General features: G+C 65.4%; 24 protein-coding genes. 17 read left to right on the top strand and 7 right to left on the bottom strand.

All coding sequences use genetic code 11. The features are described from left to right. Both DYE23_RS09610 and DYE23_RS09605 read right to left on the bottom strand, forming a co-directional pair. Window positions 1-858, bottom strand: a complete 858-nt coding sequence (locus DYE23_RS09610; protein WP_115327088.1) for an MlaE family ABC transporter permease — start codon at window positions 856-858, stop codon at window positions 1-3. Window positions 859-865: 7 nt separating this feature from the next. Beyond that, window positions 866-1633 carry an MlaE family ABC transporter permease gene (locus DYE23_RS09605; protein ID WP_115327087.1) on the bottom strand — a complete coding sequence of 256 codons (768 nt, stop codon included), beginning with the start codon at window positions 1631-1633 and terminating at the stop codon, window positions 866-868. A 201-nt stretch (window positions 1634-1834) separates the two neighbouring features. Between DYE23_RS09605 and DYE23_RS09600 the strand changes: the two genes are divergently transcribed. Next, window positions 1835-2437 (top strand): TetR/AcrR family transcriptional regulator, encoded by a 603-nt coding sequence (locus DYE23_RS09600; protein WP_115327086.1) that lies wholly within the window; start codon window positions 1835-1837, stop codon window positions 2435-2437. On the opposite strand, the gene DYE23_RS09595 is transcribed toward DYE23_RS09600, so the two are convergent. Next, a complete protein-coding gene (locus DYE23_RS09595) occupies window positions 2345-3238 on the bottom strand; it encodes a hypothetical protein (protein ID WP_115327085.1) in 894 nt (297 codons plus the stop codon). The genes DYE23_RS09600 and DYE23_RS09595 overlap by 93 nt on opposite strands. A 157-nt stretch (window positions 3239-3395) precedes the next feature. On the opposite strand from DYE23_RS09595, the gene DYE23_RS09590 reads away from it, so the two are divergent. After that, a complete protein-coding gene (locus DYE23_RS09590; protein WP_115327084.1) occupies window positions 3396-4430 on the top strand; it encodes an LLM class F420-dependent oxidoreductase in 1035 nt (344 codons plus the stop codon). Window positions 4431-4524: 94 nt separating this feature from the next. Here DYE23_RS09590 and DYE23_RS09585 read toward each other — a convergent pair whose 3' ends face one another. Beyond that, window positions 4525-5766: an acyl-CoA dehydrogenase family protein gene (locus DYE23_RS09585; protein WP_115327083.1), complete on the bottom strand. Its 1242-nt coding sequence runs from the start codon at window positions 5764-5766 to the stop codon at window positions 4525-4527. A 245-nt stretch (window positions 5767-6011) separates the two neighbouring features. Here DYE23_RS09585 and DYE23_RS09580 point away from each other — a divergent pair, with 245 nt between their 5' ends. The 6 genes from DYE23_RS09580 (at window position 6012) to DYE23_RS09555 (ending at window position 11122) form a co-directional block, all read left to right on the top strand. Continuing rightward, window positions 6012-6464 (top strand): ketosteroid isomerase-related protein, encoded by a 453-nt coding sequence (locus DYE23_RS09580; protein ID WP_115328915.1) that lies wholly within the window; start codon window positions 6012-6014, stop codon window positions 6462-6464. Window positions 6465-6474: 10 nt separating this feature from the next. Further along, on the top strand, window positions 6475-6987 hold the full coding sequence (locus DYE23_RS09575) for a ketosteroid isomerase-related protein (protein WP_115327082.1): 513 nt from the start codon (window positions 6475-6477) through the stop codon (window positions 6985-6987). Between the two features lie 26 nt (window positions 6988-7013). Further along, a complete protein-coding gene (locus tag DYE23_RS09570; protein WP_115327081.1) occupies window positions 7014-8597 on the top strand; it encodes an acyl-CoA synthetase in 1584 nt (527 codons plus the stop codon). 14 nt (window positions 8598-8611) lie between these two features. Then, on the top strand, window positions 8612-10111 hold the full coding sequence (locus tag DYE23_RS09565) for an aldehyde dehydrogenase family protein (protein ID WP_115327080.1): 1500 nt from the start codon (window positions 8612-8614) through the stop codon (window positions 10109-10111). A gap of 163 nt (window positions 10112-10274) precedes the next feature. Next, window positions 10275-10616, top strand: coding sequence for a hypothetical protein (locus DYE23_RS30605; protein WP_147292277.1), 342 nt, complete (start codon window positions 10275-10277; stop codon window positions 10614-10616). Next, window positions 10613-11122: a flavin reductase family protein gene (locus tag DYE23_RS09555; protein WP_115327078.1), complete on the top strand. Its 510-nt coding sequence runs from the start codon at window positions 10613-10615 to the stop codon at window positions 11120-11122. Before DYE23_RS30605 ends, DYE23_RS09555 begins: the two co-directional genes overlap by 4 nt. 9 nt (window positions 11123-11131) lie before the next feature. On the opposite strand, the gene DYE23_RS09550 is transcribed toward DYE23_RS09555, so the two are convergent. After that, entirely contained in the window at window positions 11132-12310 is a 1179-nt protein-coding gene (locus DYE23_RS09550) for a helix-turn-helix transcriptional regulator (RefSeq protein WP_115327077.1), read from the bottom strand. Then, window positions 12307-13329: a LuxR C-terminal-related transcriptional regulator gene (locus tag DYE23_RS31345; protein WP_147292276.1), complete on the bottom strand. Its 1023-nt coding sequence runs from the start codon at window positions 13327-13329 to the stop codon at window positions 12307-12309. Before DYE23_RS31345 ends, DYE23_RS09550 begins: the two co-directional genes overlap by 4 nt. A gap of 230 nt (window positions 13330-13559) precedes the next feature. Between DYE23_RS31345 and DYE23_RS09540 the strand changes: the two genes are divergently transcribed. From DYE23_RS09540 to DYE23_RS09500, 9 genes are all read left to right on the top strand, one after another. Continuing rightward, window positions 13560-14486, top strand: a complete 927-nt coding sequence (locus tag DYE23_RS09540) for an NAD(P)H-dependent flavin oxidoreductase (RefSeq protein ID WP_372516202.1) — start codon at window positions 13560-13562, stop codon at window positions 14484-14486. Between the two features lie 166 nt (window positions 14487-14652). Beyond that, window positions 14653-16251 (top strand): acyl-CoA carboxylase subunit beta, encoded by a 1599-nt coding sequence (locus DYE23_RS09535; RefSeq protein ID WP_115327075.1) that lies wholly within the window; start codon window positions 14653-14655, stop codon window positions 16249-16251. An 8-nt stretch (window positions 16252-16259) separates the two neighbouring features. Continuing rightward, window positions 16260-18254: an acetyl/propionyl/methylcrotonyl-CoA carboxylase subunit alpha gene (locus DYE23_RS09530; RefSeq protein ID WP_115327074.1), complete on the top strand. Its 1995-nt coding sequence runs from the start codon at window positions 16260-16262 to the stop codon at window positions 18252-18254. Continuing rightward, window positions 18251-19009 carry an enoyl-CoA hydratase/isomerase family protein gene (locus DYE23_RS09525; protein WP_115327073.1) on the top strand — a complete coding sequence of 253 codons (759 nt, stop codon included), beginning with the start codon at window positions 18251-18253 and terminating at the stop codon, window positions 19007-19009. Before DYE23_RS09530 ends, DYE23_RS09525 begins: the two co-directional genes overlap by 4 nt. A 3-nt stretch (window positions 19010-19012) precedes the next feature. Further along, entirely contained in the window at window positions 19013-19807 is a 795-nt protein-coding gene (locus tag DYE23_RS09520; protein WP_115327072.1) for a TIGR03084 family metal-binding protein, read from the top strand. Then, complete coding sequence (locus DYE23_RS09515; protein WP_115327071.1) at window positions 19804-21567, top strand: acyclic terpene utilization AtuA family protein; 1764 nt, start codon at window positions 19804-19806, stop codon at window positions 21565-21567. The genes DYE23_RS09520 and DYE23_RS09515 overlap by 4 nt, the downstream gene beginning before the upstream one ends. Beyond that, window positions 21567-22703: an acyl-CoA dehydrogenase family protein gene (locus tag DYE23_RS09510; protein WP_115327070.1), complete on the top strand. Its 1137-nt coding sequence runs from the start codon at window positions 21567-21569 to the stop codon at window positions 22701-22703. Before DYE23_RS09515 ends, DYE23_RS09510 begins: the two co-directional genes overlap by 1 nt. A gap of 15 nt (window positions 22704-22718) precedes the next feature. Beyond that, entirely contained in the window at window positions 22719-23483 is a 765-nt protein-coding gene (locus DYE23_RS09505; protein WP_115327069.1) for an enoyl-CoA hydratase/isomerase family protein, read from the top strand. Window positions 23484-23492: 9 nt separating this feature from the next. Continuing rightward, a complete protein-coding gene (locus DYE23_RS09500; protein ID WP_115328913.1) occupies window positions 23493-23813 on the top strand; it encodes a DMT family transporter in 321 nt (106 codons plus the stop codon). Between the two features lie 177 nt (window positions 23814-23990). Here the strand turns inward: DYE23_RS09500 and nrdF are convergent, their stop codons facing one another. Continuing rightward, on the bottom strand, window positions 23991-24953 hold the full coding sequence (gene nrdF / locus DYE23_RS09495) for a class 1b ribonucleoside-diphosphate reductase subunit beta (protein ID WP_011895130.1): 963 nt from the start codon (window positions 24951-24953) through the stop codon (window positions 23991-23993). Between the last annotated feature and the right edge of the window lie 147 nt (window positions 24954-25100).

The following is a 25100-nucleotide window of genomic DNA, read 5'->3' as shown; positions in this document are numbered from 1 at the left end:
TCAGCCAGCCAGGTTGAAGTTGCCGGATTGGCCGTAAATCGCCAAGGAAATGAGCACGATCTCCACCGCCGCGACAACCATGGACGTCCGTACCGCCCGACCAACCGCCTCGCCGACACCAGCGGGACCGCCACTGGCGGTATAGCCGTAATAGGTGTGCACCAGCATGATCACGACGGTGATCGCGACCGACTGGAGAAACGACCACACCAGATCGGTGGGGTTGAGGAACGTGTTGAAATAGTGGTCGTACACGCCGGATCCCTGGCCGTAGATGACGGTGGTTCCCGTCCGCGCGGCCAGGAAGGCCATCATCACCGCGATGCAGTACAGCGGAATCACCACGACGACGCCGGCCAGTACCCGGGTGGCGGCCAGGTAGGTGACGCTGCGGATGCCGATCACCTCCAGCGCATCAATCTCCTCGTTGATCCGCATCGCACCCAACTGGGCGGTGGCGCCGGCCCCGATCGTGGCTGACAGTGCCACTGCGGTGGTGCCCGGCACGATCAGTCGCACATTGAAGAATGCCGACGCGAAACCGGTAAGTGCTTCGACTCCCACCGAGGCGAACTGGTTGTAGCCCTGGACGGCGACCAGCGCGCCGGTGGTGATGGTGAGGAAGCCGACGATCGCGACGGTACCGCCGACAACCGCGAGAGCACCGGTGCCCAAGCCCATCTGGGCAATCAGGCGCAGCACCTCCCCCGGATAACGCCGTATCGAGTCGGGGATGGCTCCCAGAGTGGAAGCGTAGAAGCGGGCCTGGTCTCCCAGCCGGTTCCAGCTGCCCGCGACACCGCCCACCGCTCGACGCAGCACGGGGTGAGGTCTACTGGGAGCCGCTCGGGTTGTCATGAGAACCTCACTGCACCGTGAACTGGATGCCGACGGCGGTCACGATGACGTTGATGGCGAACAACACCATGAAGGTGAAGACCACCGTCTCATTGACGGCATTGCCCACGCCGGCAGGCCCGCCACCCACGGAAATGCCTTTGTAGCAGGCGATCAGCCCTGCAGCCAGACCGAAGAGTGCGGCCTTCGTCAACGCCACGAAGACGTCGGCGGCGCCGGTGAGCAAGGTCATCCCGGCGATGAACGCTCCCGCCGACACGTGCTGGATGTACACGCAGAAGAAGAAAGCACCCGCCAATCCCGCGATGATCACCGTCGCCGACAACGCCAACGCCACCGTCGTGGCTGCCAACACCCGCGGCACCACGAGCGCTTGGATCGGGTTGATGCCCATGACCTTCATCGCGTCGAGTTCTTCGCGGATCGTGCGAGCCCCGAGGTCAGCGCACATCGCCGTGGCACCCGCGCCGGACACCACCAGCACCGTGACGATCGGACCGATCTGGTTGACGGTGCCGATGGCGGCACCGGTGCCGGCGAAGTCGGACGCACCGAACTCGGTCAGCAGGATGTTGAACGTGAAGACCAGCAGCACCGAATAGGGCAGCGTCAGCATGAGCGCGGGCAGCACGGAAACCCTGGCGACGAACCAGCTCTGCAACACATACTCGCGAAACGCGAAGGGCGGTCGGAACATCGAGACCAAGGTGTCGATGGACATCGCGAAGAATCCACCGAGTGATCCCAGCGGTTTGGTGGCCAGGGTCATCGCCATGGCGCTCGCCCCGGTGCCTGGTCCTCTTCGGCCGACTGCATTGCCGAAAGGTATCGCCACCACCGAGCGGGAGACTGCTCCAATAGGAGGGATTTCGCTCCCCCATTGGGAGGCCTTGTCACCCGCAGTTCACAAGGGCAAGGTCGAAGTACCAGTTGGATTCGTGCATAATGCTGATCACGATTCACTTGGAGGTGAACCATGCCTGCATCCCCGGCCGGTGCGCCCGCGTCGACGCGTACCCGTGATCCCGAGCGCAAGAACCGGATTCTCGCCGCCGCCGCAGACCTGGTGGCCCGCAAAGGTTTTCATGCGGTCTCCATCGCCGAGATCGGCGCCGCGGCCGGCATCACCGGCTCGGGTATCTACCGCCATTTCGACAGCAAGTCGGCGGTCCTGGTGGCGTTGTTCGACCGGGTGATCGACGACCTGCTGCACGACGAGCAGCAGATCCTGGACACCACCGACGACCTGGCCCGCGCCCTCGATCTGCTGATCGCCGGCCAGGTGGAGTTCGTCGTCGCCGACCGCGAACTGGCGCAGGTCTACTACAACGAGATCAACAACCTGCCTGACGAGGACAGCCGCCGCTTACGCCGTAAGCAGCGGCTGTACCTCGAGGAGTGGGTCCATCTGGTCAACGAACTACGCGAGGACCTCAGCGACACCGAGGCGCGCACGGTGGTGCACGCGGTGATCGGGGCTATCCAGTCACCGCTGTTTCACAACACCGGCCTGGCCGAAGATCGCCTGCGGGCGCTGCTGACCGAGGCCGCCCGCGCGGTCCTCGGCATCGTCACCTGACCGAACAGCGGACGGCGGCGCGTCCGGCAGGAACCTGGTCAGACCGTTGACGACGATGGCACACAACGCTATCGCGGTGACCGTGGCAAGACCGATCAGCGTAGGAGTGGCCAGGCCGTTGTCCAGGTGCAGGGCGATGATGACCGGGAAGCCGAGACCGAAGTTGGCGGCGAAGAACGTCATCGGGAACACGATGAACAGGCTCAACAGACCCCAGTTCGTCGACACCTTTCGCCAGACGAGCACCGCGACAACGGTGAACAGCACCACCTGGGTGCCCTCGAGTACTCCGATGACGATCGGGTAGTTCCAGATCCGCCCGACGTAAGGTCCGTAGTAGGTATAAACGTTCGTCCCCGTCCCGACCATCTCGAAAACGCAGGAGGCCGCGATCTCCGCGCCCCAGATGGTGAACAGTCCCCGTCTACTCAGCCGTCCGTCGTAGATCCACCGCCCCGCGTACAGGCAGGCGGCCGCATACAGGATGATGTACCCGCTGTGCGTCCAGTTCGGCTGCACCACAACGAAAGCCGAGAAGTGAGACCAGCCGGCACCCGGGCTGCCGTCGGCGTGCGCATCGTAGAACCACAGGTCGAAAGCGACGTCGTAGAGCGGCTCAGCGTAGGCGGCGACGCCCGCCGCCAGGATGGCGAACAGGTAGAACGGCGTCCGCTGTCGCAGCCCCATGCGCACGGCGATGACGAGCATGACCGCGACGATTCCCCAACTGGCCCAGGTGAATATCTGCTGCCACATCAGGCTCAGCTCATGGCGCATCACTTCATCGGACATCCGGCCCATTCGGCACTCCTCCGCGACTTCGCTCGCCACAGCTGGCGGTTGTGGCGGCAAGACTATGAGCCTCGTCACGTCGACACCGCTCCACCATGGTGGATTTCCCTCCCCCCGAAGGGGTGAACAGTCCGGTGGCTGCCCTTCGTCATGCCAAGCTGACCGGATGCATGTGGACGGTAACTTCGGCGGTTCGATCGACGGTACCGGCGGGGCGGACTTGGCGATACTGGCCGAACAGATCGCGAGCGCCGAGCGGGTCGGCTTCGACGGGATCTGGTCGACGGAGGTGAGCCGCGACCCGTTTCTGCCGCTGCTGCTGGCCGCCGACAGATCGGAATCGCTGCAGCTCGGCACGGCGGTCGCGGTGGCGTTCGCCCGCAGTCCGATGACCATGGCGACGGTGGCCAACGATCTGAACACCTTCAGCCGCGGCCGGTTCGTCCTCGGATTGGGCTCGCAGATCCAGCCGCACATCACCCGGCGATTCAGCATGCCGTGGTCAGCGCCGGCGGACCGGATGCGCGAGTACATCGCGGCGCTGCAGGCGATCTGGCAGAGCTGGCAGACCGGCGAGAAGCTCGACTTCCGGGGCGAGCACTATCAGCACACGCTGATGACGCCGATGTTCAGTCCGCAACCGTGTCCGTTCGGGCGGCCGCGGGTGATGGTGGCGGCGGTGGGCCCGAAGATGACCGCGGTCGCCGCCGAATCCTCCGACGGCCTGTTGGTGCACGGGTTCACCACGGCGCGGTACCTGCGCGAGGTGACGATGCCGGCTGTCGAGGCGGGGCTGGCCGTCTCCGGGCGCAGCCGCGGCGAGTTCACCACGTCGTATCCGGGCCTGGTGGTCACCGGGGCAGACGAGCGGGGCTTCACCGAGGCCTTGGAGCGGGTGCGCCACCAGATCGCCTTCTACGGCGCAACTCCCGCCTACCGCGCGGTGCTCGATCTGCACGGGTGGAGCGAGTTGCACACCGAGTTGCACCGGCTGTCCAAGACCGGCGACTGGGCCACCATGACGGGTCTGGTCGACGACGAGGTGCTGGGTACATTCGCGGTGCTCGGCGAGCCGAAAGACATCGGCGCTGAGGTCATTCGGCGCTTCGACGGACTCGTCGACCGGTTCACCCTCTATACGCCCTATCCCCTCGACGAGGCCACCCGGGTCACGATCGTCGGCGGGATCAAGACCGGCTGAACGCGGCGATCTTCTGTGCAGCAGCGCTGCCGCCCAGCGTCGGACAACCGCAAGGGGCGTGTCTGCGTGCAGACACGCCCCTTGCGGTGAAGAACTATTTGCCTTGTGCGGCAGCGGTTTCCAGCATGAACTGGCCGATATAGGTGCGGGTCTGGTCGGCGTTGAGCGGCTGGAACATCGAAGCCGCCGAATCTCGGTAGAGCCGCTCGAAGATGCTGCCCTTGCGGAACGACTGGCCGCCCACCATGCTCATCGCGTGCTTCGACATGTGCGTCACGTTGTCGGCGATGAAGGTCTTGGCCAGACCGAGGTAGGGGAACCGCAGCTCCGGCGCCCACAGCTTGTCCTTGCCGTCGAGCAGGTCCTGACAGGTCTGGTACAGGACTCGCCGGCTGTATTCGACCCGCGAGGCCATGTCGCCGATGCCGTCGATGATGTGCCCGATGCTCTTGACCTCGGTGTCGGCGGCCACGATCGCGCCGAAGGTGGCGCCGAGATGCTTCTTGGACAGTGCGTTGATCGACTCCTCGAGGATGCGCTGTTGCATGCCCAGGTAGATACTCGCGAACATCAGCGACGCCCACTCCAGCACGCCGAAAGCGCCTGCGCGCCATGGTGAGACGAAGCCGTCCTCGGGCACGAAGTAGCCGTCGAACACGATGGTCTGGGTGCCGGTCGCGTGCATGCCCAGTGCGTTCCAGGTCTTCTCGATGCGGATGCCGTCGCCGACCCCGTTCTCATCGACCGTGAAGTCCCCGATGAACAGCTTCTCGGCGGCCACTCGGCCGTCGAAGGTGTCCGGCAGGTTGCCGCCGGCGTCGGTCTCGGTGGCGTTGGTGGTGATGATGTCGGCTGCCTCGCACAGCGTGCCCCACGTCTTCTTGCCGTAAAGTTTCCAGCCGCCGCCGGGCTGCGGCACGGCCTGCATGTCGGCCAGCCCGGAGAAACCCGCGCGCTGTTCGGAGAAGGGTCCGAACATCAAGTCACCGTCGGCGACCCGGCCGAGCCAGTACTTGTTCTGCTCGTCGCTCATCAGGCTGCCGGCGATGCCAACCATGATGTAGTGCATGTTGTAAGCCAGTGTGATCGCCGAGTCACCCCTCGAAAGCTCCGAGACCACCTTGGATACCTGCAGGATGTTGCCTCCAGGTCCACCGAAGGCCTTGGGCACCGGCAGCGCACCCAGGCCGGACTTCTTGAACACCTCGATCGACGGATAGGCGAAGGTGTTCTCCGCGTCGTGCTTGGGGCCGATCTCGCGGAAGAACTGCGAGACCTCCTGTGCCTTGGCGAAATACGGCTCGAACTCCTCGTCCGTCAGGTCCTGTTCCAGCATTATCACTCCTCGGTTGTGCTGTGGTGCCCCCGATGCTGCCCAGGACACGTCTGCTCCACACCCCTCACAGGGGGTAACTCGGTCCAACGTCGGAGGAGATCGGCACTGGTGACGCCGCTGCGCAGCCGTGGACGGGCGCTCTACCCCCATGGGGCAGGTCCTTTCCTCCCCGCGGTAGTCGTGGGCCGGGCCCCTGATGCCTAGCGTCGGAGAGGTCTTGCATGACCAGCGAGGAGAAAACATCCATGAGCCACACATTCGCCGTCAAATGGCTGAAGGCCTTCCGGGAGAGCCCCGAAGCCGTCGTCGCCCTCTACGCCGACGACTTCCTGTTCGAGGACCCCATGCTCGGGCAGTCCATCACCTCCAAGGAGGAGCTTCTGCGCGTCTTTGCGCCGTACGCGAACGCCGACGTTGAGAACGGCATCGGAATCAACAACTTCCGCATCGACGAGGTGGTCGGCGACCATCGGGCGGCGATCTACCGCTGGACCTGGCAGGCCCCCACCGCCGCCGCTTTCGTCGGTGTGCCGACCAACGGCAAGGTCGCCGGCGCCCGCGGCCTCACGTTCCACATCTACGACACCGACGGCCGCATCAAGCGTGAGGAGAGCTTCTGGGACGTCTCCACCGCCGTCCGGGATCTCGGTCTGCCCGTCGACCCCACCGCCGTGGCCAAAGCCCCCGCTCTGGCCTGAAAGGAAACCAATGAGCCTCGACACCACCCTGGCCGCCCAGCACGCTGCCCGCTGGGCGAACGCGCTGACGACCGACACAGATGCCGCCGTCGACCTTTACGCCGACGACATGGTCTACGACGATCATGCCGACTCCGATCACGTGATCGACACCGCGATCACCAAGGACGAACTGCGGCCGCGCCTGGCCCCGTTCGCCAACACCGACCCCGGCAACGGCGTGGGCGTTCACACCTTCACCGCCAACGAGGCGTTCCAGCTCGCCGGTATCGACGGCGACCCCGCCGTGGTCATCCTGTGGGGCTGGACGGGCGCGGGACTGGACACCTTCCGGGGCGTGCCGACCGGCGGCAAGACCCTGAGCACTCGCGGAATCACCTGGCACCAGTTGGATTCCAACGGCAAGATCGCCCGGGAGACCACCTACTGGAACGACACCTCGGTGCTGCAGGAACTCGGACTGCCGATCATCACACCGGAGTACTGGGTCGAAGGATTCGACCCAGCGGCGCTGGCGCAGTAGCTCCCGTGAAGCGTTCTGATACCGGCATGTGGGGTGTGTTGCCCGATGTTCTCGACCGGGCCTGCACCTACTACCGCGACCGGGTTGCCATCGTCGACGATGATCGCAGCATCACCTATCAGCAGATGTGGTTGTGGCGAAACCGGATCGCGAACGCGCTGATCGCCGCCGGTGTGCAGAAGGGCGACCGGGTCGGGTTGCTGATGCCCAATTGCCTGGAGTTCATTCCCATTCAGCAGGCGGTATGGGCAGCCGGCGCGGTGTTGGTGCAGATGCCGACCCGCGCCGCCGCCGACGGCTTCCGATCCAACCTGGCCCAGACCGACGCCACCACGTTGCTCTACCACGCCAAGTTCGAAGACGCCGTCGCCTCGATCCGCGAAGAACTGCCCAAGCTGCAGACGGTGATCCGTGTCGGCGAAGTCGATCAGCCCGTGGTGGACGCCGTGGACTTCGCCGCAGTGGTCTCCGCGGCCGCGGACAACCGTCCCGACGTCGTCATCGACGAGCACGACGAGGCCTACGTACTGTTCACCTCCGGTAGCACGGGCGAACCCAAAGGCGTTGTCAATTCGCATTTCACGTGGAGCTACTACGCCATCTCCGCCGGCTTGGAGATCGGTGACATCAGGTTCGGCGAAGTCTTCGCCCACGGGGCGCCGCTGACGCATTTCACCCAGATCTTCGCCATGCCCACCTTCGTCCGGGGCGGCACCAACGTGATGCTGCCCGGCCTCGATGTCGAAACATTGCTGACGAACATCGAGCGCCACCGAGTCACCGCGACCGCCGTGGTGCCGACGATCATCTATCTACTACTCGACCATGCCGGCCGTGACGCCTTCGACCTCAGCAGCCTCGCCACCGTGATCTATGCCGGTGCACCTATGGCACCCGAGCGTCTGCGGCAGGCGCTGGACACCTTCGGCCCGATCTTCATCCAGACCTACGCGGGCACCGAACAGGGATACGTGTCCTGCCTGCGCAAGCACGAACACGTTGCCGGGGAGAGGGAATCGTCGGACGACTGGGTTGCCCGGCTCGCGTCGGCCGGCCGGCCGATGTTCGCGGTTGCGGTCAGCATCCGAGACGACGACGACAACGTGCTGCCGACGGGGGAGGTCGGCGAGATCTGCTCCCGTCAGCTCGGTCAGATGCTGGGGTATCTCGATCCCGAGCGCAACGCCGAGACGGTCCGCGACGGCTGGGTGCACACCGGCGACATCGGCCGCGTCGATGACGACGGCTACCTCTACCTGGTCGACCGCAAGAAGGACATGGTGGTCAGCGGCGGCTTCAATGTGTTCCCCCGACAGGTCGAGGACGCGTTGTGCGCCCATCCCACCGTCGCGCAGGCCGCCGTCATCGGGGTCCCGGACGACAAGTGGGGTGAAGCGGTGCTGGCCATGGTGGTGACCCGCCCCGGCGAAATCGGCGGGTTCGACCTCGAGCGTGAACTGATCGGCCATGTCAAGACGCTCCTCGGCAGCGTCCCGGCACCCAAGAAGATCCTGTTCACCGACGAGTTCCCGCTCAACCCGGCGGGCAAGGTCGACAAGAAGGCGATCCGTAAACCCTATTGGCAGAACAGAACCCGACAGATCGGGTGACGAGGAGACCTGCAATGACCAATCACTATTCGCTTTACATCGACGGCAAGTGGATCGACACCGACGACAGCTACGAGATCCGCAGCCCGGCCACCCAAGAAGTCGTCGCCACGGTAGCCAAAGGCGACGTCACCCACGTCGAGGCCGCGGTATCCGCTGCGCAGGCCGCCTTCGACGAGGGCACCTGGCGCCGCACCCCGCCCGCCGAACGAGCGGCGCTGATCAACACCGTCGCCGAACGCCTGGCCGCACGCACCGACGAACTCGCGGCACTGCAGTCGCGGGAAAACGGCGCGACCATCCGCATCACCGGCGCCCTGCACGTCGGCTTGTCGGCGGCCCAACTGCAATATGTGGCCGCCATCGCAGCGGAATACGAGTGGGAGACCGAAGGCCCCGCCATCGAACCCATCCCGGCCGACGGCATCGTCGTACGGGAACCGATCGGAGTCGTCGCGGCGATCGTGCCGTGGAACATCCCGCTGCTGACCACGGTGTGGAAGATCGGGCCGGCCCTGGTGGCCGGCAACTCGGTGGTGTTGAAGCCCGACGAGCACGCCCCGCTGCTGTCCCTGGAACTGGCGCGCGAATTCGAGGCCGCCGGCCTGCCGCCCGGTGTGTTGAACGTCGTCACCGGTGACGGTGAGCCAGTCGGTGCGCACCTGTCCGGGCATCCCGGGGTGCGCAAGGTCGCGTTCACCGGCTCGACGGCGGTGGGCAAGAGCATCCTGCGCCAGTCTGCAGACTCGATCCGCCGGGTCACCCTGGAACTCGGCGGCAAGGGCGCCAATGTGATCCTCGATGACGCCGACATCGACATGGCCGTCGACGGCGCACTGTTCGCATGCATGGCCAACAACGGCGAGGCATGCGAAGCAGGTACCCGCCTGTTGATTCCCGCCACCCGGCGCGACGAGATCGTCGACAAGCTGGTGACTCGCGCGTCCACGCTACAACTTGGTGATCCGTTGCAACCGACCACCCATGTGGGCCCGATCATCTCGGCCCACCAACGCGACCGGATCCTGGACTACTTCGGTATCGCCAAGGCCGAGGGCGCCTCCGTCGCCCTGGGCGGGCAAGCCCCCACCGGACCCGGTTTCGAGAAGGGCTACTGGATCGAGCCGACGATCTTCGTCGACGTCACCAACGACATGCGCATCGCCCGCGAGGAAGTCTTCGGACCCGTCCTGGTCGTGCTGACCTACGAATCGGTGGACGAGGCGGTCAAGATCGCCAACGACACCAACTACGGCCTGTCGGCCGGCGTGTGGGGCACCGAATCCCGCGCCGTGGAGGTGGCCCGCCGGCTGGACGCCGGGATGGTGTGGGTCAACAACTGGCATGTCATCCACCCCGCCTACCCGTTCGGTGGTTACAAGGAGAGCGGCCTGGGCCGGGAGGGCGGGCCGAACGCGATCGACGAGTACGTCGAGGAGAAGTTCATCTCGATCGACCGGTCCGGCGGCATCGAGAACAAGGCGTTCGCCATCGTCATCGATCCGGCGACGTGAAAGCTGCGGTGAAACAGTGACTTTGCCGACAACACCGGCTCTGACCCCAGCGGCCCAAGCGGATTACGACATCGCGGTGCGCAAGCCGCCACGCATCGTCACAGCCTTGGGCGACGTCAGCTCGTGCTCAGCGCCGGGGTTTGTTCGCGTTCGTGGACGGGATTTGCGCGAGCTGGCACAGCGCGCCGCCACGGCCCGCGAACAGCACCCCGGCGTCGATGTCCTCGTCGACATCGACGTTATGATCGCCGCGACGGCGCCGGCGGCTCGCGAGCTGCTTGCCGGCATAACCTCCTGCGACAGGTCCGACACGGTTCGGTACGTCGGGACACCGATAGGCCTCGCGGGACTGGTCAGCGATCTCCACGCCTTGGGGATCGCCGACGGTGCTGTGCTTCTCCCCATGCTGCCGGAGGTCGTCGAACTCATCGAGAAAGTCACCCTCCCACATCTGAACTCCTTGAGCATCAACGGTTTCGCTTCTCACGAATCGCAGACCGCATGACCGTCTCCCCGCAGTCCTACCGCGCAGCGCTGCGCCGTCACCCGGCCGGGGTCGCCATCGTGACGCTGATGTCGCAGGCCGGACCCGTCGGGTTCACCGCGACATCGCTGGCCTCGCTCTCGCTGGACCCCCCGCTGGTGTGTTTCAACATCACCCACACCTCATCGAGCATCGCGGCGCTGCGACGGGCGGCATCGGTGGTGGTGCACATCGTCGGTGAACATCAGCTCGAGCTGGCCCAGCGCTTCTCCCGAAGCGCCGAACATCGGTTCAGCGATCAGGGCTCCTGGTCCCTGCTGGAGTCCGGCGAGCCGGTACTGGCAGGCACCCCCACCTGGTTGAGAGCCGAAGTGCAGCAATTGATTCCGGCGGGTGACTCCACCCTGGCGATCGCCGAGGTGACCCTTATCCACTGCGATGACCGCGACGGTGTCACGCCGGCCCCTCTGGTGTACCACGACGGCGCCTTTCTGGCGACCAGCCCGCTGCCGGCGGTCAGCACCTGACGCGGTGTATCAGCTACCGTTGAGCGCCCAAGCGATCGCCTGTGCCCGGTTGACCGCGCCGTACTTGCGCAGGATGTGCTTGACATGCGATTTCACCGTGCCCTCGGTGATGACGAGCCGGTCGGCGATCTCCTGATTACTCGCCCCCGTCACCATCAGATCGAACACATCGGATTCCCGCTCGGTCAACCCCACCGGAACATTTCCCACGGGCCCGCCGGCATCCTCGGTGCGGGCGGTCTCGCTCCACCGCGTCGCGTCCCGTCCGGACTCACACAGCTGGTCAATACGGTCGACCGCCCCGAAGAACAACTCACGGACACTGTCGCGATGGGTCTGCAGACGTTCCACCAGGACAGCGCGCTCGTAGAGGTGGCTGATGCCATCGGCGAAGGCCCACGCCACATCTCGATCCGCCTGGTCGACCCTGCGGGCCAGCGGATGGTGGTCGGTGTGCAGGAAGCCGACGACGTCCTGGCCGAGCACCAGTGGGGCCACCACATAGGACCGCGACTGGCCGGCCTGCACTATCAACGGCCGGTACACCGGGGCGTTGTCGGTGTCGTACACCAGCGACGGCCGGCGCCGGGAGAGCATCTCCGCTTCCGGGGCGTCGCCGACCAGCGGGACGGTCTGGTTGATCCAGTCGCTGAACCAGGATCCGCCTGCCGGTGCGGACCTGTCGTGCAACATCAGCGGCGTCCAGCTGCGGTTCTCCACCTTGGACAGCACCGCACGATGAAAGCCACACCGCAACACCAACTCTTGGCAGGCGTTGTCCAAGAGCGCCGCCGAATCCGGGACTCCGCGCAACCTGCTCAGACCCGCGGCGCAGTCGGCGAGCCGTTGACCGCGCATCGCGGTGTCGTGCAGATACCAGTCCATCGCGAGCCGTTGCAGATCGAGGATGAGACCGCACAGTCTCTCCCCCCGGTCGTCCTCGCTGCCGGGCACCCGGCGCAGCGCATCGATGCACAGGTGGGTCAGGGCGGAGATCGTTTCCGCCGCACGCCAGGGGACGTCCCACTCGACGGCGGGCAATGTGACCGACCCGCACAACTCCCTGGCGGCCGTTTCCCGCAGGCTGCGCAGGTGGTCGACCAATTCAATCTCGCGTGACCACCAGTCCCCACCGGGACGGGCCACCGCCGCTGTCCGCGCGCTGTCGCTGACCATAGAGACACTCATCGCGGCCGTCTTTCGTTGTCTCGGGATTCTTTCAGATAGCAGGCGATCGCCGCGGCGCGGTTGCCGACGCCCAATTTGTGCAGGATGTGCTTGACATGGGACTTCACCGTGCTCTCGGCCACGGTCAGCCGATCGGCGAGTTGCGCGTTGGTCACGCCACTGGCGAGCAGCGCCAGGACTTCACGTTCCCGTGCGGTCAGCCGGCTCAACCGGGAACCGTCCCGGCCAGCTCCCGACACCGTATCCCGGCCGCGTACGCCTGGCCCATGATCGGGTGCGGTCACACCGCGCCGGAGTCCGAAAGGCGCTGATCCGTCGATGTTCTCGAGGTTGCGCAGCGCGGCATCACACACGTCGGCGACCGCGCGACGTTGTAGCTCGGTGCGCTCTGCGAGGTCGGCCCGCTCGTAGACCAGCCCGATGCCATCGGCGAACATACGCAGCAGGTCACGGTCGATCTCGTTGAGCATCCGCCCGCTCGACGGGCTGTCGACGTGCAGCAGCCCGATCACCGAACCGTCGGCGACCACCGGGGCGACGGCGTATTCACGCGTGCCGGTGCGTTCCAGGAGCGGTCGATGGATGCGGGACTCATGGTCGGCGTCGAGCACCAGCGCCGGCAGCCGTCGACGCACCACCTCGGCCTCAATCAGGGGGGAGGCCAACGCAATCTCCATGACGTCGACGTCGCAGCCGCATTCGTCGAGATCGACCGAAACCCGGCCGTCTTCACCTGACACGTAGAGAACCACAGGCAGCCAGGTCGAACCTCTGACGCGCGACACCATCACCCGACCGAAGACACCCGCGGCCACCAGTTCGCGACCGGCGCGCTCAAGAGTGTCCGCCAACCGCGGATTCTCGCGCACCCGCGCAAGCGCGTCCAGTATTCGCGCGAGGTCACGGCCGGCTTCATCGCCGGATGCCGCCAGGGTGCGGTGCTGCGCCGCGCTCGCTTCGGCCAGCCGGTCCGCCAGTTCCGCAAAACCGGCCGATGCCGCGAGGGAGGGGGAAGGCACGCAGATGTCGATGGGTGACTCCTTCCGGAACGACACGATGCGGTTAACGATTAACTAACGTCACCCATCATTGGTGACGTGTGTCACTTTGTCAACGCCGCCGATTATCGAGCGATGACCTGGATAACTTCGGGACAAGAGGCCCATGCGGAGCCGTCCCGCCGGTTGACGAACGCGGCACACTTAGTTATTTTGAATTCACTAATTCATTCGCCGATCCCGAGGTTCACGTGCCCTATCCCGCCCGGACCATCCCGTGGGAAGCCCGGCTCGAGTTGCCGGTGATCGCCGCACCGATGACCAGCGTGTCGACGCCCGAGATGGTCCTGGCCGCATGCCGGAGCGGCGTGATCGGCGCCTTTCCCACCCACAACGCCCGGAACCCGCAAGAGCTCGACGACTGGCTGTACCGGATGCAGGCGGAACTGGACACGACGGCAGCACCGCCGGCCCCCAATCTCGTCGTACACCGGAGCAACACCCGGCGCGATGCCGACCTGACCGTGCTCGTGCGCCACGGCGTCGAACTCGTCATCACCAGTGTCGGGTCTCCCGCGCCGGTCATCGACCCGTTGCATGACGCGGGCGCCGCGGTGTATGCCGACGTCGCGAGTTTGGAGCATGCCTGGCGGGCACTCGACGCCGGTGCCGACGGGCTGGTGCTGCTGACCGCCGGCGCGGGCGGACAGACTGGATGGGCGAATCCGTTCGCGTTCGTGCGCGCGATCCGGCAGCGGTACGACGGGCCGGTGGTACTGGCCGGGGGTATCAGCGACGGCCGATCCATTCTCGCCGCCCAGATGCTCGGCGCCGATCTCGTGTACCTCGGCACCCGGTTCATCGCCACCCAGGAGAGCGGTGCCGATGACGAGTACCGCCGGGCACTTGTATCGGCCACGCTCGACGATGTCCGCTTGTCCGATCGGGTCGGCGGGATACCGGCGAGCCTGTTGTCGTGTTGGCTCGATGCCCACCCCGCTACCGGGGCGTCCGGGGTCGGTTTCGGTCAGGACCAGTTGTTGGCCAACCGCGACGCCTGGAGCGCCGGCCACAGCGTGTCCGGTGTGCACGAGGTCACCGATGTCGAGGGGTTGGTCCGGGAACTGCGGGCCGGATATCGCGCAGCCCAAAATCAACGGAAAGAAAGTGATCGATGACTAGCTATCGACGGTGCCTGGCGCCCTGCCTATCCCCGGCGAGCCATTCATATCACCAGTTGGAGGTGTTTCTCGGCATGCCCTTTGTCCGGCACTCGCGCTCCTTTAGCGTATGGACATTCACTCTTGTTCTGACACCACTGATCACCCGTCGAGTAGGTCACCGATGACAGTCCTGACATCGGAGGTGGACACCACCTCCGAAACCTTCCTGTCCAACCGTGAGATGCAGGTCGGCGCCGTCGCCGCGCTCGACGAACAGCTCAGACTCGTGGCTGCCGGCGGCGGCGAGCGTTACGTCAAGCGCCACCACGACCGTGGTCGACTGCTGGCCCGGGAACGCATCGAACTTCTCGTGGACCGCGACGCCCCGTTCATGGAACTGTCGGCACTGGCGGCGTGGGGCACGGAGTTCAACGTCGGTGCGGCCATCGTGACCGGAGTCGGGGTGGTCTCGGGTGTCGAGTGCACGATCATCGCGCACGACCCGACGGTGCGCGGCGGCACGATGAACCCGTTCACACTGCGAAAGAATCTGCGCGCGTTGGAGATCGCCCGGGTCAACCGCCTGCCGGTGGTCTATCTGGTGGAATCCGGTGGTGCGGACCTGCCAACTCAGTCCGAGCTCTTCGTGCACGCCGGCAAGATCTTCCACGATCTCACCGAGCTCTCGGCGATGGGAATTCCCAGCGTCGCACTGGTCTTCGGCAACTCCACCGCCGGCGGCGCCTACGTGCCGGGCATGTGCGACTACGCCGTACTCGTCGACAATCAGGCCAAGGTGTTCCTGGGCGGCCCGCCGCTGGTCAAGATGGCCACCGGGGAGGACGCCGACGACGAAGCCCTCGGCGGGGCTGACATGCACACCCGCGTCTCCGGGTTGGGCGACTACTTCGCCGTCGATGAAATCGATGCCATCCGGATCGGCCGCGACATCGTGGCCCATCTCAACTGGCGCAAGCTCGGTCCCGGGCCGACCCAACCCGCCGACGCACCGCTCTATGACAGCGAGGAACTGCTGGGAATCGCCTCCGGCGACTCCCGGATTCCCTTCGATCCCCGTGAAGTGATCGCCCGCATCGCCGACGGATCGCGCTTCTCGGAGTACAAGCCCCGCTGGGGCACCAGCCTGGCCACCGGCTGGGCGTCCATCCACGGTTTCCCGGTGGGGATCCTGGCCAACACCCGCGGCGTGTTGTTCAGCGAGGAGTCCAAGAAGGCAACGGAATTCATCCTGCTGGCCAACCAGACGGACACTCCGCTGATCTTCCTGCAGAACGTCACCGGCTACATGGTGGGCACCGAATACGAACAGGGCGGAATCATCAAGGACGGCGCCAAGATGATCAACGCCGTCACCAACAGCACCGTCCCGCACATCACCATCAACATGGGCGGCTCCTTCGGCGCCGGAAACTACGGGATGTCGGGGCGTGCCTACGACCCGCGATTCATGTTCAGCTGGGTCAACGCCAAACTTGCCGTGATGGGCGCGGCGCAACTGGCCGGGGTGATGTCCATCGTCGGCAAGGCTTCCGCCGAAGCTGCCGGCCGGGAATTCGACGTCGAGGCCGATGCCAAACGCACCGCCGAGATCGAGGCGCAGATCGAGCGCGAGTCCCACTCGTTCTTCGTGTCCGCGCGCATCTACGACGACGGCGTCATCGACCCGCGCGACACCCGCTCGGTACTCGGCATGGCACTGTCGGCAGCCCATTCCAATGTCGTCGCCGGCCGTCGCGGCTTCGGCGTATTCAGGATGTGAGACCCACCATGAGCAGCCCGATCACCACACTGCTGATCGCCAACCGCGGCGAAATCGCCTCCCGCATCGTCAGGACCGCCCGCGCGATGGACATCGCGACCGTGGCGCTCTACTCCGACGCCGACCGCGACGCACCCTACGTCGGGCAGGCCGACCAGTCGGTCCACCTGCCGGGCACCGCGCCGGCAGACACCTATCTGCGTGCCGATCTGGTGCTTGCCGCCGCCGCCACCACTGGCGCCGACGCCATCCACCCGGGGTATGGATTCCTCTCGGAGAACGCAGAATTCGCACGTGCCTGCGGCGAAGCGGGTGTCATCTTCGTCGGTCCGAGCCCCGAGGCGATCACCGCGATGGGTTCCAAGATCGCGGCCAAAGAGATGATGCACGCCGCCGGGGTACCGGTCTTGCCGGGCGCCACTGTCGATTCCGCGAGTGACGAAGATCCCGAGCGGTTGCGCTCCGCGGCTGCCGACATCGGGTTTCCGATCCTGGTGAAGGCCGCGTTCGGCGGCGGTGGACGAGGCATGCGGATTGTGCGCACCGAGGACGAACTCGTCGAGGCGGTGGCTTCCGCCCGCCGGGAGGCGGCCTCGGCCTTCGGCGACGGCACGGTGTTCCTGGAGAAGTTCGTCGAGCAGCCCCGGCACATCGAGGTGCAGATCTTCGGCGATCGCCACGGCACCCTGGTTCACCTCGGCGAACGGGAGTGCTCGATTCAGCGCCGCTACCAGAAGATCATCGAGGAAGCCCCCTCGGTCGCCGTCGACGAGACGCTGCGCGACGAATTGGGCCGCGCCGCGGTCGCGGCCGGCAAGGCACTCGCCTACGAAGGCGCCGGAACCGTCGAATTCGTTATGGCGCAGGACGGTTCGTTCTACTTCCTGGAGGTCAACACCCGTCTGCAGGTCGAGCACCCGGTCACCGAACTCGTCACCGGCATCGACCTGGTTCGGGCACAACTGCTGGTGGCGGCCGGCCAGCCGCTGCCCCCGGAGATGCTCGACAGCACGCCCCGCGGACACGCCGTCGAGGTCCGGCTTTACGCCGAAGACGTTGCGGCCGGGTTCATCCCGGTGTCCGGCACGCTGGCGAGTCTGGAGTTCCCGCAGTTCGACGGGATCCGCGTCGACGCCGGTTTCACGTCCGGATCGCGGATCAGCACCTTCTACGACCCGATGCTGGCCAAGGTCATCGGCTATGGCGCCACCCGTGACGAGGCCTGCGCCCGGGTGGCGCGGGCGTTGACCGAGACCCGCATCCACGGCGTCACCACCAACCGCGATCTGCTCGTCGGCATCCTGCGCGAGCACGAGTTCCGGACCGGGTCGATCGACACCGGATACCTCGAGCGCCACGATCCAGCGGACCTGATGGCCACCGGTACCCACAGCGAGACCGCCCGGGTGCACGCCTTGGTGGCCGCCGTTGCCGCGCAGGCCGATCGACGCACCGCCTCACCGGTGCTGCCCGGACTGCCGTCGGGCTGGCGGACCCTTGCCAGCCAAGACCAGCGCGTATCGTTCCACTGCGGCGAAGACACCTTCGACGTCGACTACCGGTTCACCCGTGGCGAGCTGTCGGCCTCCGTCGGCGACTGGCAGCCCCAGATGCGTGTCCTCTCCGCCAGCGATGGGCTGGTGGACGCCGAGATCGCCGGGGTACGGCGCCGCTATCACGTGACCCGGTGCGGTGCAATGCATTACGTGGACAGCTCGCTGGGCTCCGCGGCCCTGGCCGAGGTCCCACGGTTCCCGGATCCCACCAGTTTGCAGGAAGCCGGCTCGCTGTTGGCGCCGATGCCGGGTTCGGTGGTGCGCATCGAGGTCAACGAGGGGGCAGACGTTACAGCGGGCACCACGGTCGTCGTCCTGGAGGCCATGAAGATGGAGCACGCCGTGCGTGCACCGTCCGACGGAATCGTGACGACTCTGTCGGTGACCGTGGGCGACCAGGTCGACTCCGGTCAGGTGCTCGCCGTGGTGTCCGACGGTTCGTCATGAGCGTCACCTATGGAGTCCGCAACGGTGTCGCCTGGCTGACCATCGACCGACCGGAGGCGCGCAACAGCCTGAGCAACGCGGTCCGCCAGGGGCTGTTCGAGGGTGTGCGCCGATACAACGACGACGACACGGCCAAAGTGCTCGTGCTGACCGGGTCCGGTGACAAGGCCTTCTGCGCCGGAGGTGATTTGAAGGAAATGTCCGCCGAGGGCCTCACCATTCCGCCGGTCGATTACGTGCCCCAATTCGGGCGCAACATCGAGGTCGACAAACCCACCATCGCCGCGGTCAACGGTGTCGCGTTCGCCGGCGGCTTCCTGCTGGCACAGACCTGCGATCTGTGCGTGGCAAGTACCACCGCGTCCTTCGGCATCACCGAGGTCAAGGTGGGCCGTGGTTCTCCGTGGGCGGCGCCATTACCGTTGATGATCCCGCGCCGGGTCGTGATGGAACTCGTATTGACCGGTGCCCCGTTGACTGCGCAGCGCGCATACGAGATCGGATTCGTCAACCAACTCGCCGAGCCGGACGAACTCGTGGAAGCCGCTCAGGACCTCGCTGAACAGATCGCCGCCAACGCACCGCTCTCGGTCACCGCCGGAAAGGCCACGGCCACATTGACGGCCGAGTATCCGCTCAGCGAGGCCTTCGAACGTGCCGAGAGCCTTTGGCGAGACGTCTATCTCAGCGCCGACGCCCAAGAGGGCATGCAAGCGTTCAAAGAGAAGCGGAAACCCGCCTGGAAAGGTATCTGAGCTGTGGATCACGACGGGTACAAGCAACTTCTGGATGACCTGAAGGCCGAATCGGATCAGCTGACCGATTGCCTGCGCACGCTGTCATTCGAGCAGTGGGGGCACGACACTCCGGCCGTTGGCTGGGGCATCCAGGATCAGGTGACACACCTGGCGTTCTTCGACGACGCGACGGCAATGGCCCTGCAACGGCCCGACGAGTTCCGGTCATTCGCCGACGCGCTGATGGCGGACGGGATGGACTTTCCCGACCGTATCGCGGAGAACCACCGAATCCTCTCCCCCGAGAGCATTTTCAACTGGTTCAGGGATTCGCGGGCCGATCTGCTCGACGTGCTGTCGGCGCATGAGCCCAAGGACCGGATGCCGTGGTTCGGACCCGACATGAGCGCAGCGTCGGCGGCGACCGCCAGGCTGATGGAGACCTGGGCGCACGGCCAGGACATCTATGATGCCCTCGGCGTCGAGCATCCACCCAGTCCTGGTCTGCGAAGCATCGCCCACCTCGGGGTCGCCACCTTCGCGTTCACCCACCGGCTTCATGGTCTCGACGTCCCCACCGAAGATGTGTACGTCGCGCTGGATGCGCCCGATGGTGGCCTCTGGACGTGGGGGACGGTCGACAGCCCGGAGAAAGTGCGCGGTTCGGCAGAGGAGTTCGTCCTGGTCGTGACACAACGTCGGCACTGGACCGAGACTGATCTCGTTGCCGAGGGCGGCATCGCCAGCCGCTGGCTCGATGTCGCGCAGGCTTTCGCCGGGGCGCCCAGCCGCCGTCCACCGAAGGTGACTCCATGACCAAACGACCGGTTCGGATCGGCAATGCGTCGGGTTTTTACGGTGACCGTCTCACCGCGATGCGCGACTTGGTCAGCGGCGGTGAGATCGACGTGATCACCGGCGACTACCTGGCCGAGCTGACGATGCTGATCTTGTGGAAAGCCCTCCAGAAGAACCCTGAAACTGGGTACGTGCGAACCTTCCTCAGTCAGTTCTCCGAGATCGTCACTGACTGCGCGCAGCGCAACATCAAGATCGTCGTCAACGCCGGTGGACTCAACCCAGCCGGGATGGCCCGGCAGATCCGCGCCGTCGCGGCTGAGGCCGGAGCCGATCTTAGGATCTCCCACGTCGAGGGTGACGACCTCATGCCAAAGCTGCATTCCCTGCTCGACAGTGGAATCGCCTTCGAAAACCTGGACACCGGAGCGCCGTTGGCGGATTCGGACCTTTCGCCGGTCACCGCGAACGCGTATCTCGGCGGTTGGGGTATCGCCGCCGCCCTCCGCGGCGGAGCCGATGTCGTGATCACCGGTAGGGTCACCGACGCCGCCCTCGTCGTCGGGGTCGGCGCCTGGTGGCACGACTGGAAGCGCACGGACTACGACGCCTTGGCCGGCGCGGTCGCCGCCGGACACATCATCGAATGTGGTCCGCAGGCGACGGGAGGTAATTACTCGCAATTCAGTGAGATCACCGACCGGCGCTATCCCGGCTCCCCGGTCGCCGAACTCGCAGCCGACGGCAGCTTCATCATCACCAAACACGCCGGTACCGGCGGCCTGGTCTCAGTGGGAACGGTGACCGCACAATTGCTCTATGAGATCGCCTCGCCGGCATACGTCAACCCCGACGTGGTGGCCCATTTCGACACGATGTCGGTCACGCAGGAAGGCCCTGACCGCGTCCTCGTCACCGGCACCATCGGAAGTCCGCCACCTCCGACACTGAAGGTGTCGATGAACTCCATCGGCGGATACCGCAACACGATGACGATGGTGCTCACCGGACTCGACATCGAAGACAAGGCCGCCTGGGCAGTCGACGAGCTGTTCGAATTGCTCGGCGGCCGCGACCAATTCGATTCCGTCGACGTGCAGCTACTGAGGTACGACAGAGCTGATCCCAAGTCCATGGTCGACGCGACGGCGCACCTGCGGGTGACCGTAAAGGATCGCGACAGGACCAAGGTGGACCGCGCATTCTCCAACGGTGTCGTCGAACTCGCAGTCGCAGGCTACCCAGGGTTTCACACCACGACGCCGCCGACGTCGGCGGGCGAGTTCGGCGTGTACTGGCCGACGCTGGTACCGGCATCCGCAGTCGACCACATCGTCGTCCACGCCGACGGCAACCGGGAGACCATTTCGCACGGCGACCACGAACACTCCGCGACCGCCCCCGCACAGCGTGAATTCCTCTCACAAGAGGCCGATTTCGGGCCGACCACCCGCCGGCCGCTCGGTGCTGTGGTCGCGACGCGCTCGGGCGACAAAGGCGGAAACGCGAACGTCGGCGTCTGGACCGACACTCCCGAACGGTGGGATTGGTTGTGTTCCCATCTCGATGTCCAACGCCTGAAGGCACTGATCCCCGAAGCCGCCGGGTTGCCCGTGCTGCGCTACGAGCTGCCGAACCTCAAGGCCCTCAACTTCGTGATCGTCGGCTATCTGGGTCAGGGTGTCGCGTCGTGCACGAAGACCGATCCACAGGCAAAGGGTCTCGGCGAATACTTGCGCGCGGTCTACACCGACATCCCCGACAAGCTGGTGAACTGATGGACTTCCTGGAACCTCCCGAGCACCGTGAACTTCGCGACGCCATCGGCGCCGTGACGGCCAAGTACGGGTCTTGCTATTTCGCCGAATGCGCCACGGCCGGCGATCCGACCACCGACCTGTGGCGGGACCTCGCTGCGCACGGATTCATCGGAATCAACTTTCCGGAGGAGTTCGGTGGCGGAGGGGCCGGCATGACCGAACTGGCCATCGTGTGCGAAGAGACCGCAGCACACGGCTGTCCCCTCCTGTTGCTGCTGGTGTCGTCTGCGATCTCCGGCGAGCTGATCGCCCGGTACGGCACCTCTGATCAGCGCCGAGAATGGCTGCCTCGCATGGCGACCGGTGAGACGAAGGTCGTTTTTGCGATCACCGAGCCGGACGCCGGCTCCAACACCCACAAGATCGCCACCACCGCGGTGCGGGATGGTGACGATTTCGTCCTCAACGGCACCAAGTACTACATCTCCGGTGTCGACGAAGCCGACGCGCTGATCGTCGTGGCACGCACCGGCGCCGACAAGCTGTCACTCTTCCTGGTACCGACAGACGCACCTGGCCTTGTCGCACAACGTCTTCCGGTCGGGATCAGCGTGCCTGAGAAGCAGTTCACGCTGCACTTCGACGACGTCCGGCTTCCGGCGGCAGGCCTCGTCGGTACCGAGCACGAAGGATTCCGCCAGGTGTTCGACGGTTTGAATCCGGAGCGGATCACCGGCGCCGCGGTGTGCATCGGCGTCGGACGCCACGCTATCGAGCAGGCGGCCGACTACGCGCGCGCCCGCTCGGTGTGGGGACCGGCGATAGGTTCCTACCAAGCCATCTCGCATCCGCTGGCCAAGGCCAAGATCGAAGTCGACCTCGCGGCGATGATGACCGCGAAGGCGGCCTGGCTCTACGATAACGGCCTTCCCGCGGGCGAAGCGTCGAACATGGCGAAGTACGCCGCCGCCGAAGCAGCGGTAGGAGCTGTCGACCACGCCATTCAGACCCATGGCGGAAACGGGCTTTCCGCGGACTTCGGCCTCCTCCCGCAGTGGGGGCTGGCGCGATTGCTGCGAATCGCCCCGGTCAGCCGCGAGATGATCCTGAATTACGTGGCCCAGCACAGCCTCTCACTCCCCAGGTCCTACTGATCGCCAAAGGTACAGATGCTCACCATCACCACCGCAAGCCGCGTCCGCACCATCACATTCGACCGCGCGGAAGCGATGAACGCCTTCAATGAAGCGCTTTATCACGCCACCTCCGACGCGCTCCGCGATGCCGCGGACGACGGCGACGTCGCCGTCGTCCTGCTCACCGGAAGCGGCCGCGCGTTCTGCGCGGGTACCGACCTGCAAGAGATGCTGGATAGAGATCCGACGGTCCCGTTCACCGAAGGGGCGCACGGCTTTCAGCGTCTGATGGGCACCCTCATCGATTTCCCGAAGCCGCTGGTGTGCGCAGTCAATGGGATCGGGGTCGGTCTGGGCGCCACAGTGCTCGCATTCGCCGACCTGGTGTTCATGTCGACCGGTGCCCGACTGAGATGCCCGTTCACCAGCCTCGGAATCTCACCGGAAGCAGCATCGACATACCTGCTGCCCGAACTCGTCGGCCGGCAGAACGCCGCGTGGATCCTGATGTCCTCTGAGTGGATCACAGCCGAGGAAGCACTGGCGATGGGATTGGTGTGGAAGGTGTGCGAGCCCGATGATCTGCTGCCGGTGGCGGTCGGATATGCGGAACGGCTTGCCGCGCAGCCCATCGAGAGCCTCGTCGCCGTCAAGGCTGCGATGAGTGCGCCACACGTCGACAACATTCGGGCCGCGCTCGCCCGGGAGAGCGCGCTCCTTGACGAGCTCGTCGGCGGTCCGGCCAACACCAGAGCGCTCGCCGACTTCACCGCCGCCCGGACGGCCAAGGCGCGCTAAGTGCCAGGTGTGGTGTGGCTGCTGCTCGGCGGCGCCATCGTGGCGGAGGTGATCGCCACCAGCCTGCTCAAGTTCACCGAGGGCTTCACCAGACTGTGGCCGACGCTCGTCTGCCTGCTCCTCTACGGCATCGCGTTCCTGTTTCTCGCCCAGTCGACCGCCCACGGGATGCAGGTCGGCATCGCCTACGCCCTCTGGTCTGCTATCGGCACCACGGCAATCGTCGCGGTGGGAGTGGCATTCCTCGGTGAGCCCATTTCGATGATCAAGATCATCGGAGTCGCGTTGGTGGTCGCCGGTGTGGTGATCCTTAACATCGCTGCGAGCTGACCGGAATCGCGGGCGGTCGTGGGACGGCGACGTACCGGTACGGTAATCGAACGGTCGAATCTGAGTTGGCTTGACGGGCGGATTCAGCCCGTCGTCCCAACACCTTGTGGCGATTGCCGAACGATCACAGCCCGAACGTGGCAGGAAGGGGCTTACCGGACGTCCTGAACAGGACCTTCAGAAGTCCCAGTCCTCGTCTTCGGTGATGACGGCCTTGCCGATCACGTAGCTCGACCCGGAACCCGAGAAGAAGTCGTGATTCTCGTCGGCGTTGGGGCTCAGCGCCGACAGGATCGCCGGGTTGACGTCGGTCTCGTCGCGCGGGAACAGCGCCTCGTAGCCGAGGTTCATCAACGCCTTGTTCGCGTTGTAGCGCAGGAACTTCTTGACGTCTTCGGTGAGGCCGACCTCGTCGTAGAGATCCTGGGTGTACTCGACCTCGTTGTCGTAGAGCTCGAACAGCAACTCGTAGGTGTAGTCCTTGAGCTCCTGGCGGGTCGCATCGTCGGCCAGGGCCAAGCCCTTCTGGAACTTGTAGCCGATGTAGTAACCGTGCACGGCCTCGTCGCGGATGATCAGCCGGATCATGTCGGCGGTGTTGGTCAGCTTGGCCCGGCTGCTCCAGTACATCGGCAGATAGAAGCCCGAGTAGAACAGGAAGCTCTCCAGCAGCGTCGAGGCCACCTTGCGCTTGAGCGGCTCGTCACCCTTGTAGTACTGCATGACGATCTCGGCCTTGCGCTGAAGGTTCGGGTTCTCCTCCGACCAGCGGAACGCGTCGTCGATCTCCGACGTCGAGCACAGCGTCGAGAAGATGTTGGAGTAGCTGCGCGCGTGCACCGACTCCATGAACGCGATGTTGGTGTACACCGCCTCCTCGTGGGGGGTCAGTGCGTCCGGGATCAGGCTGACAGCGCCGACGGTGCCCTGGATCGTGTCGAGCAGCGTCAGCCCCGTGAAGACGCGCATCGTGAGCTGCTTCTCGTGGGCGGTCAGCGTGTTCCACGACGGGATGTCGTTCGACACCGGGACCTTCTCGGGCAGCCAGAAGTTGCCGGTGAGGCGATCCCACACCTCGGCGTCCTTGTCGTCCTGCAGGCGGTTCCAGTTGATGGCCGAGACACGGTCGATCAGTTTCATGCCATCGCTCACGAGAACCCCATTTCACCTGGCTGTTTGTGCTGTCGCCGCGGAATCTCCCGCAACGAGGTCAACACTACAACTGGTGTGCGACATCCCTGCGCTATACGAGATGTTGTGTCTGGCGTGTCGCTACACCGACCCGTG

Source organism: Mycolicibacterium gilvum (genome assembly GCF_900454025.1).
GTDB classification, from domain to species: Bacteria; Actinomycetota; Actinomycetes; order Mycobacteriales; family Mycobacteriaceae; genus Mycobacterium; species Mycobacterium gilvum.
The sequence above is the reverse complement of the archived record's forward strand: the minus strand, read 5'-3'. Positions and strand labels throughout refer to the sequence as shown.

Excerpts from the sequence above, each read along its gene's own strand:
- DYE23_RS09590 (WP_115327084.1), top strand. The coding sequence starts at position 3,396 with ATGCATGTGGACGGTAACTTCGGCGGTTCGATCGACGGTACCGGCGGG.
- DYE23_RS09605 (WP_115327087.1), bottom strand. The coding sequence starts at position 1,633 with ATGGCGATGACCCTGGCCACCAAACCGCTGGGATCACTCGGTGGATTC.
- DYE23_RS09610 (WP_115327088.1), bottom strand. The coding sequence starts at position 858 with ATGACAACCCGAGCGGCTCCCAGTAGACCTCACCCCGTGCTGCGTCGA.
- DYE23_RS09570 (WP_115327081.1), top strand. The coding sequence starts at position 7,014 with ATGTGGGGTGTGTTGCCCGATGTTCTCGACCGGGCCTGCACCTACTAC.
- DYE23_RS09580 (WP_115328915.1), top strand. The coding sequence starts at position 6,012 with ATGAGCCACACATTCGCCGTCAAATGGCTGAAGGCCTTCCGGGAGAGC.
- DYE23_RS09515 (WP_115327071.1), top strand. The coding sequence starts at position 19,804 with ATGACCAAACGACCGGTTCGGATCGGCAATGCGTCGGGTTTTTACGGT.
- DYE23_RS09555 (WP_115327078.1), top strand. The coding sequence starts at position 10,613 with ATGACCGTCTCCCCGCAGTCCTACCGCGCAGCGCTGCGCCGTCACCCG.
- DYE23_RS09550 (WP_115327077.1), bottom strand. The coding sequence starts at position 12,310 with ATGAGTGTCTCTATGGTCAGCGACAGCGCGCGGACAGCGGCGGTGGCC.
- DYE23_RS09575 (WP_115327082.1), top strand. The coding sequence starts at position 6,475 with ATGAGCCTCGACACCACCCTGGCCGCCCAGCACGCTGCCCGCTGGGCG.
- DYE23_RS09565 (WP_115327080.1), top strand. The coding sequence starts at position 8,612 with ATGACCAATCACTATTCGCTTTACATCGACGGCAAGTGGATCGACACC.
- DYE23_RS09535 (WP_115327075.1), top strand. The coding sequence starts at position 14,653 with ATGACAGTCCTGACATCGGAGGTGGACACCACCTCCGAAACCTTCCTG.
- DYE23_RS09510 (WP_115327070.1), top strand. The coding sequence starts at position 21,567 with ATGGACTTCCTGGAACCTCCCGAGCACCGTGAACTTCGCGACGCCATC.
- DYE23_RS09530 (WP_115327074.1), top strand. The coding sequence starts at position 16,260 with ATGAGCAGCCCGATCACCACACTGCTGATCGCCAACCGCGGCGAAATC.
- DYE23_RS09585 (WP_115327083.1), bottom strand. The coding sequence starts at position 5,766 with ATGCTGGAACAGGACCTGACGGACGAGGAGTTCGAGCCGTATTTCGCC.
- DYE23_RS09595 (WP_115327085.1), bottom strand. The coding sequence starts at position 3,238 with ATGGGCCGGATGTCCGATGAAGTGATGCGCCATGAGCTGAGCCTGATG.
- DYE23_RS09600 (WP_115327086.1), top strand. The coding sequence starts at position 1,835 with ATGCCTGCATCCCCGGCCGGTGCGCCCGCGTCGACGCGTACCCGTGAT.
- DYE23_RS09525 (WP_115327073.1), top strand. The coding sequence starts at position 18,251 with ATGAGCGTCACCTATGGAGTCCGCAACGGTGTCGCCTGGCTGACCATC.
- nrdF (WP_011895130.1), bottom strand. The coding sequence starts at position 24,953 with ATGAAACTGATCGACCGTGTCTCGGCCATCAACTGGAACCGCCTGCAG.
- DYE23_RS09505 (WP_115327069.1), top strand. The coding sequence starts at position 22,719 with ATGCTCACCATCACCACCGCAAGCCGCGTCCGCACCATCACATTCGAC.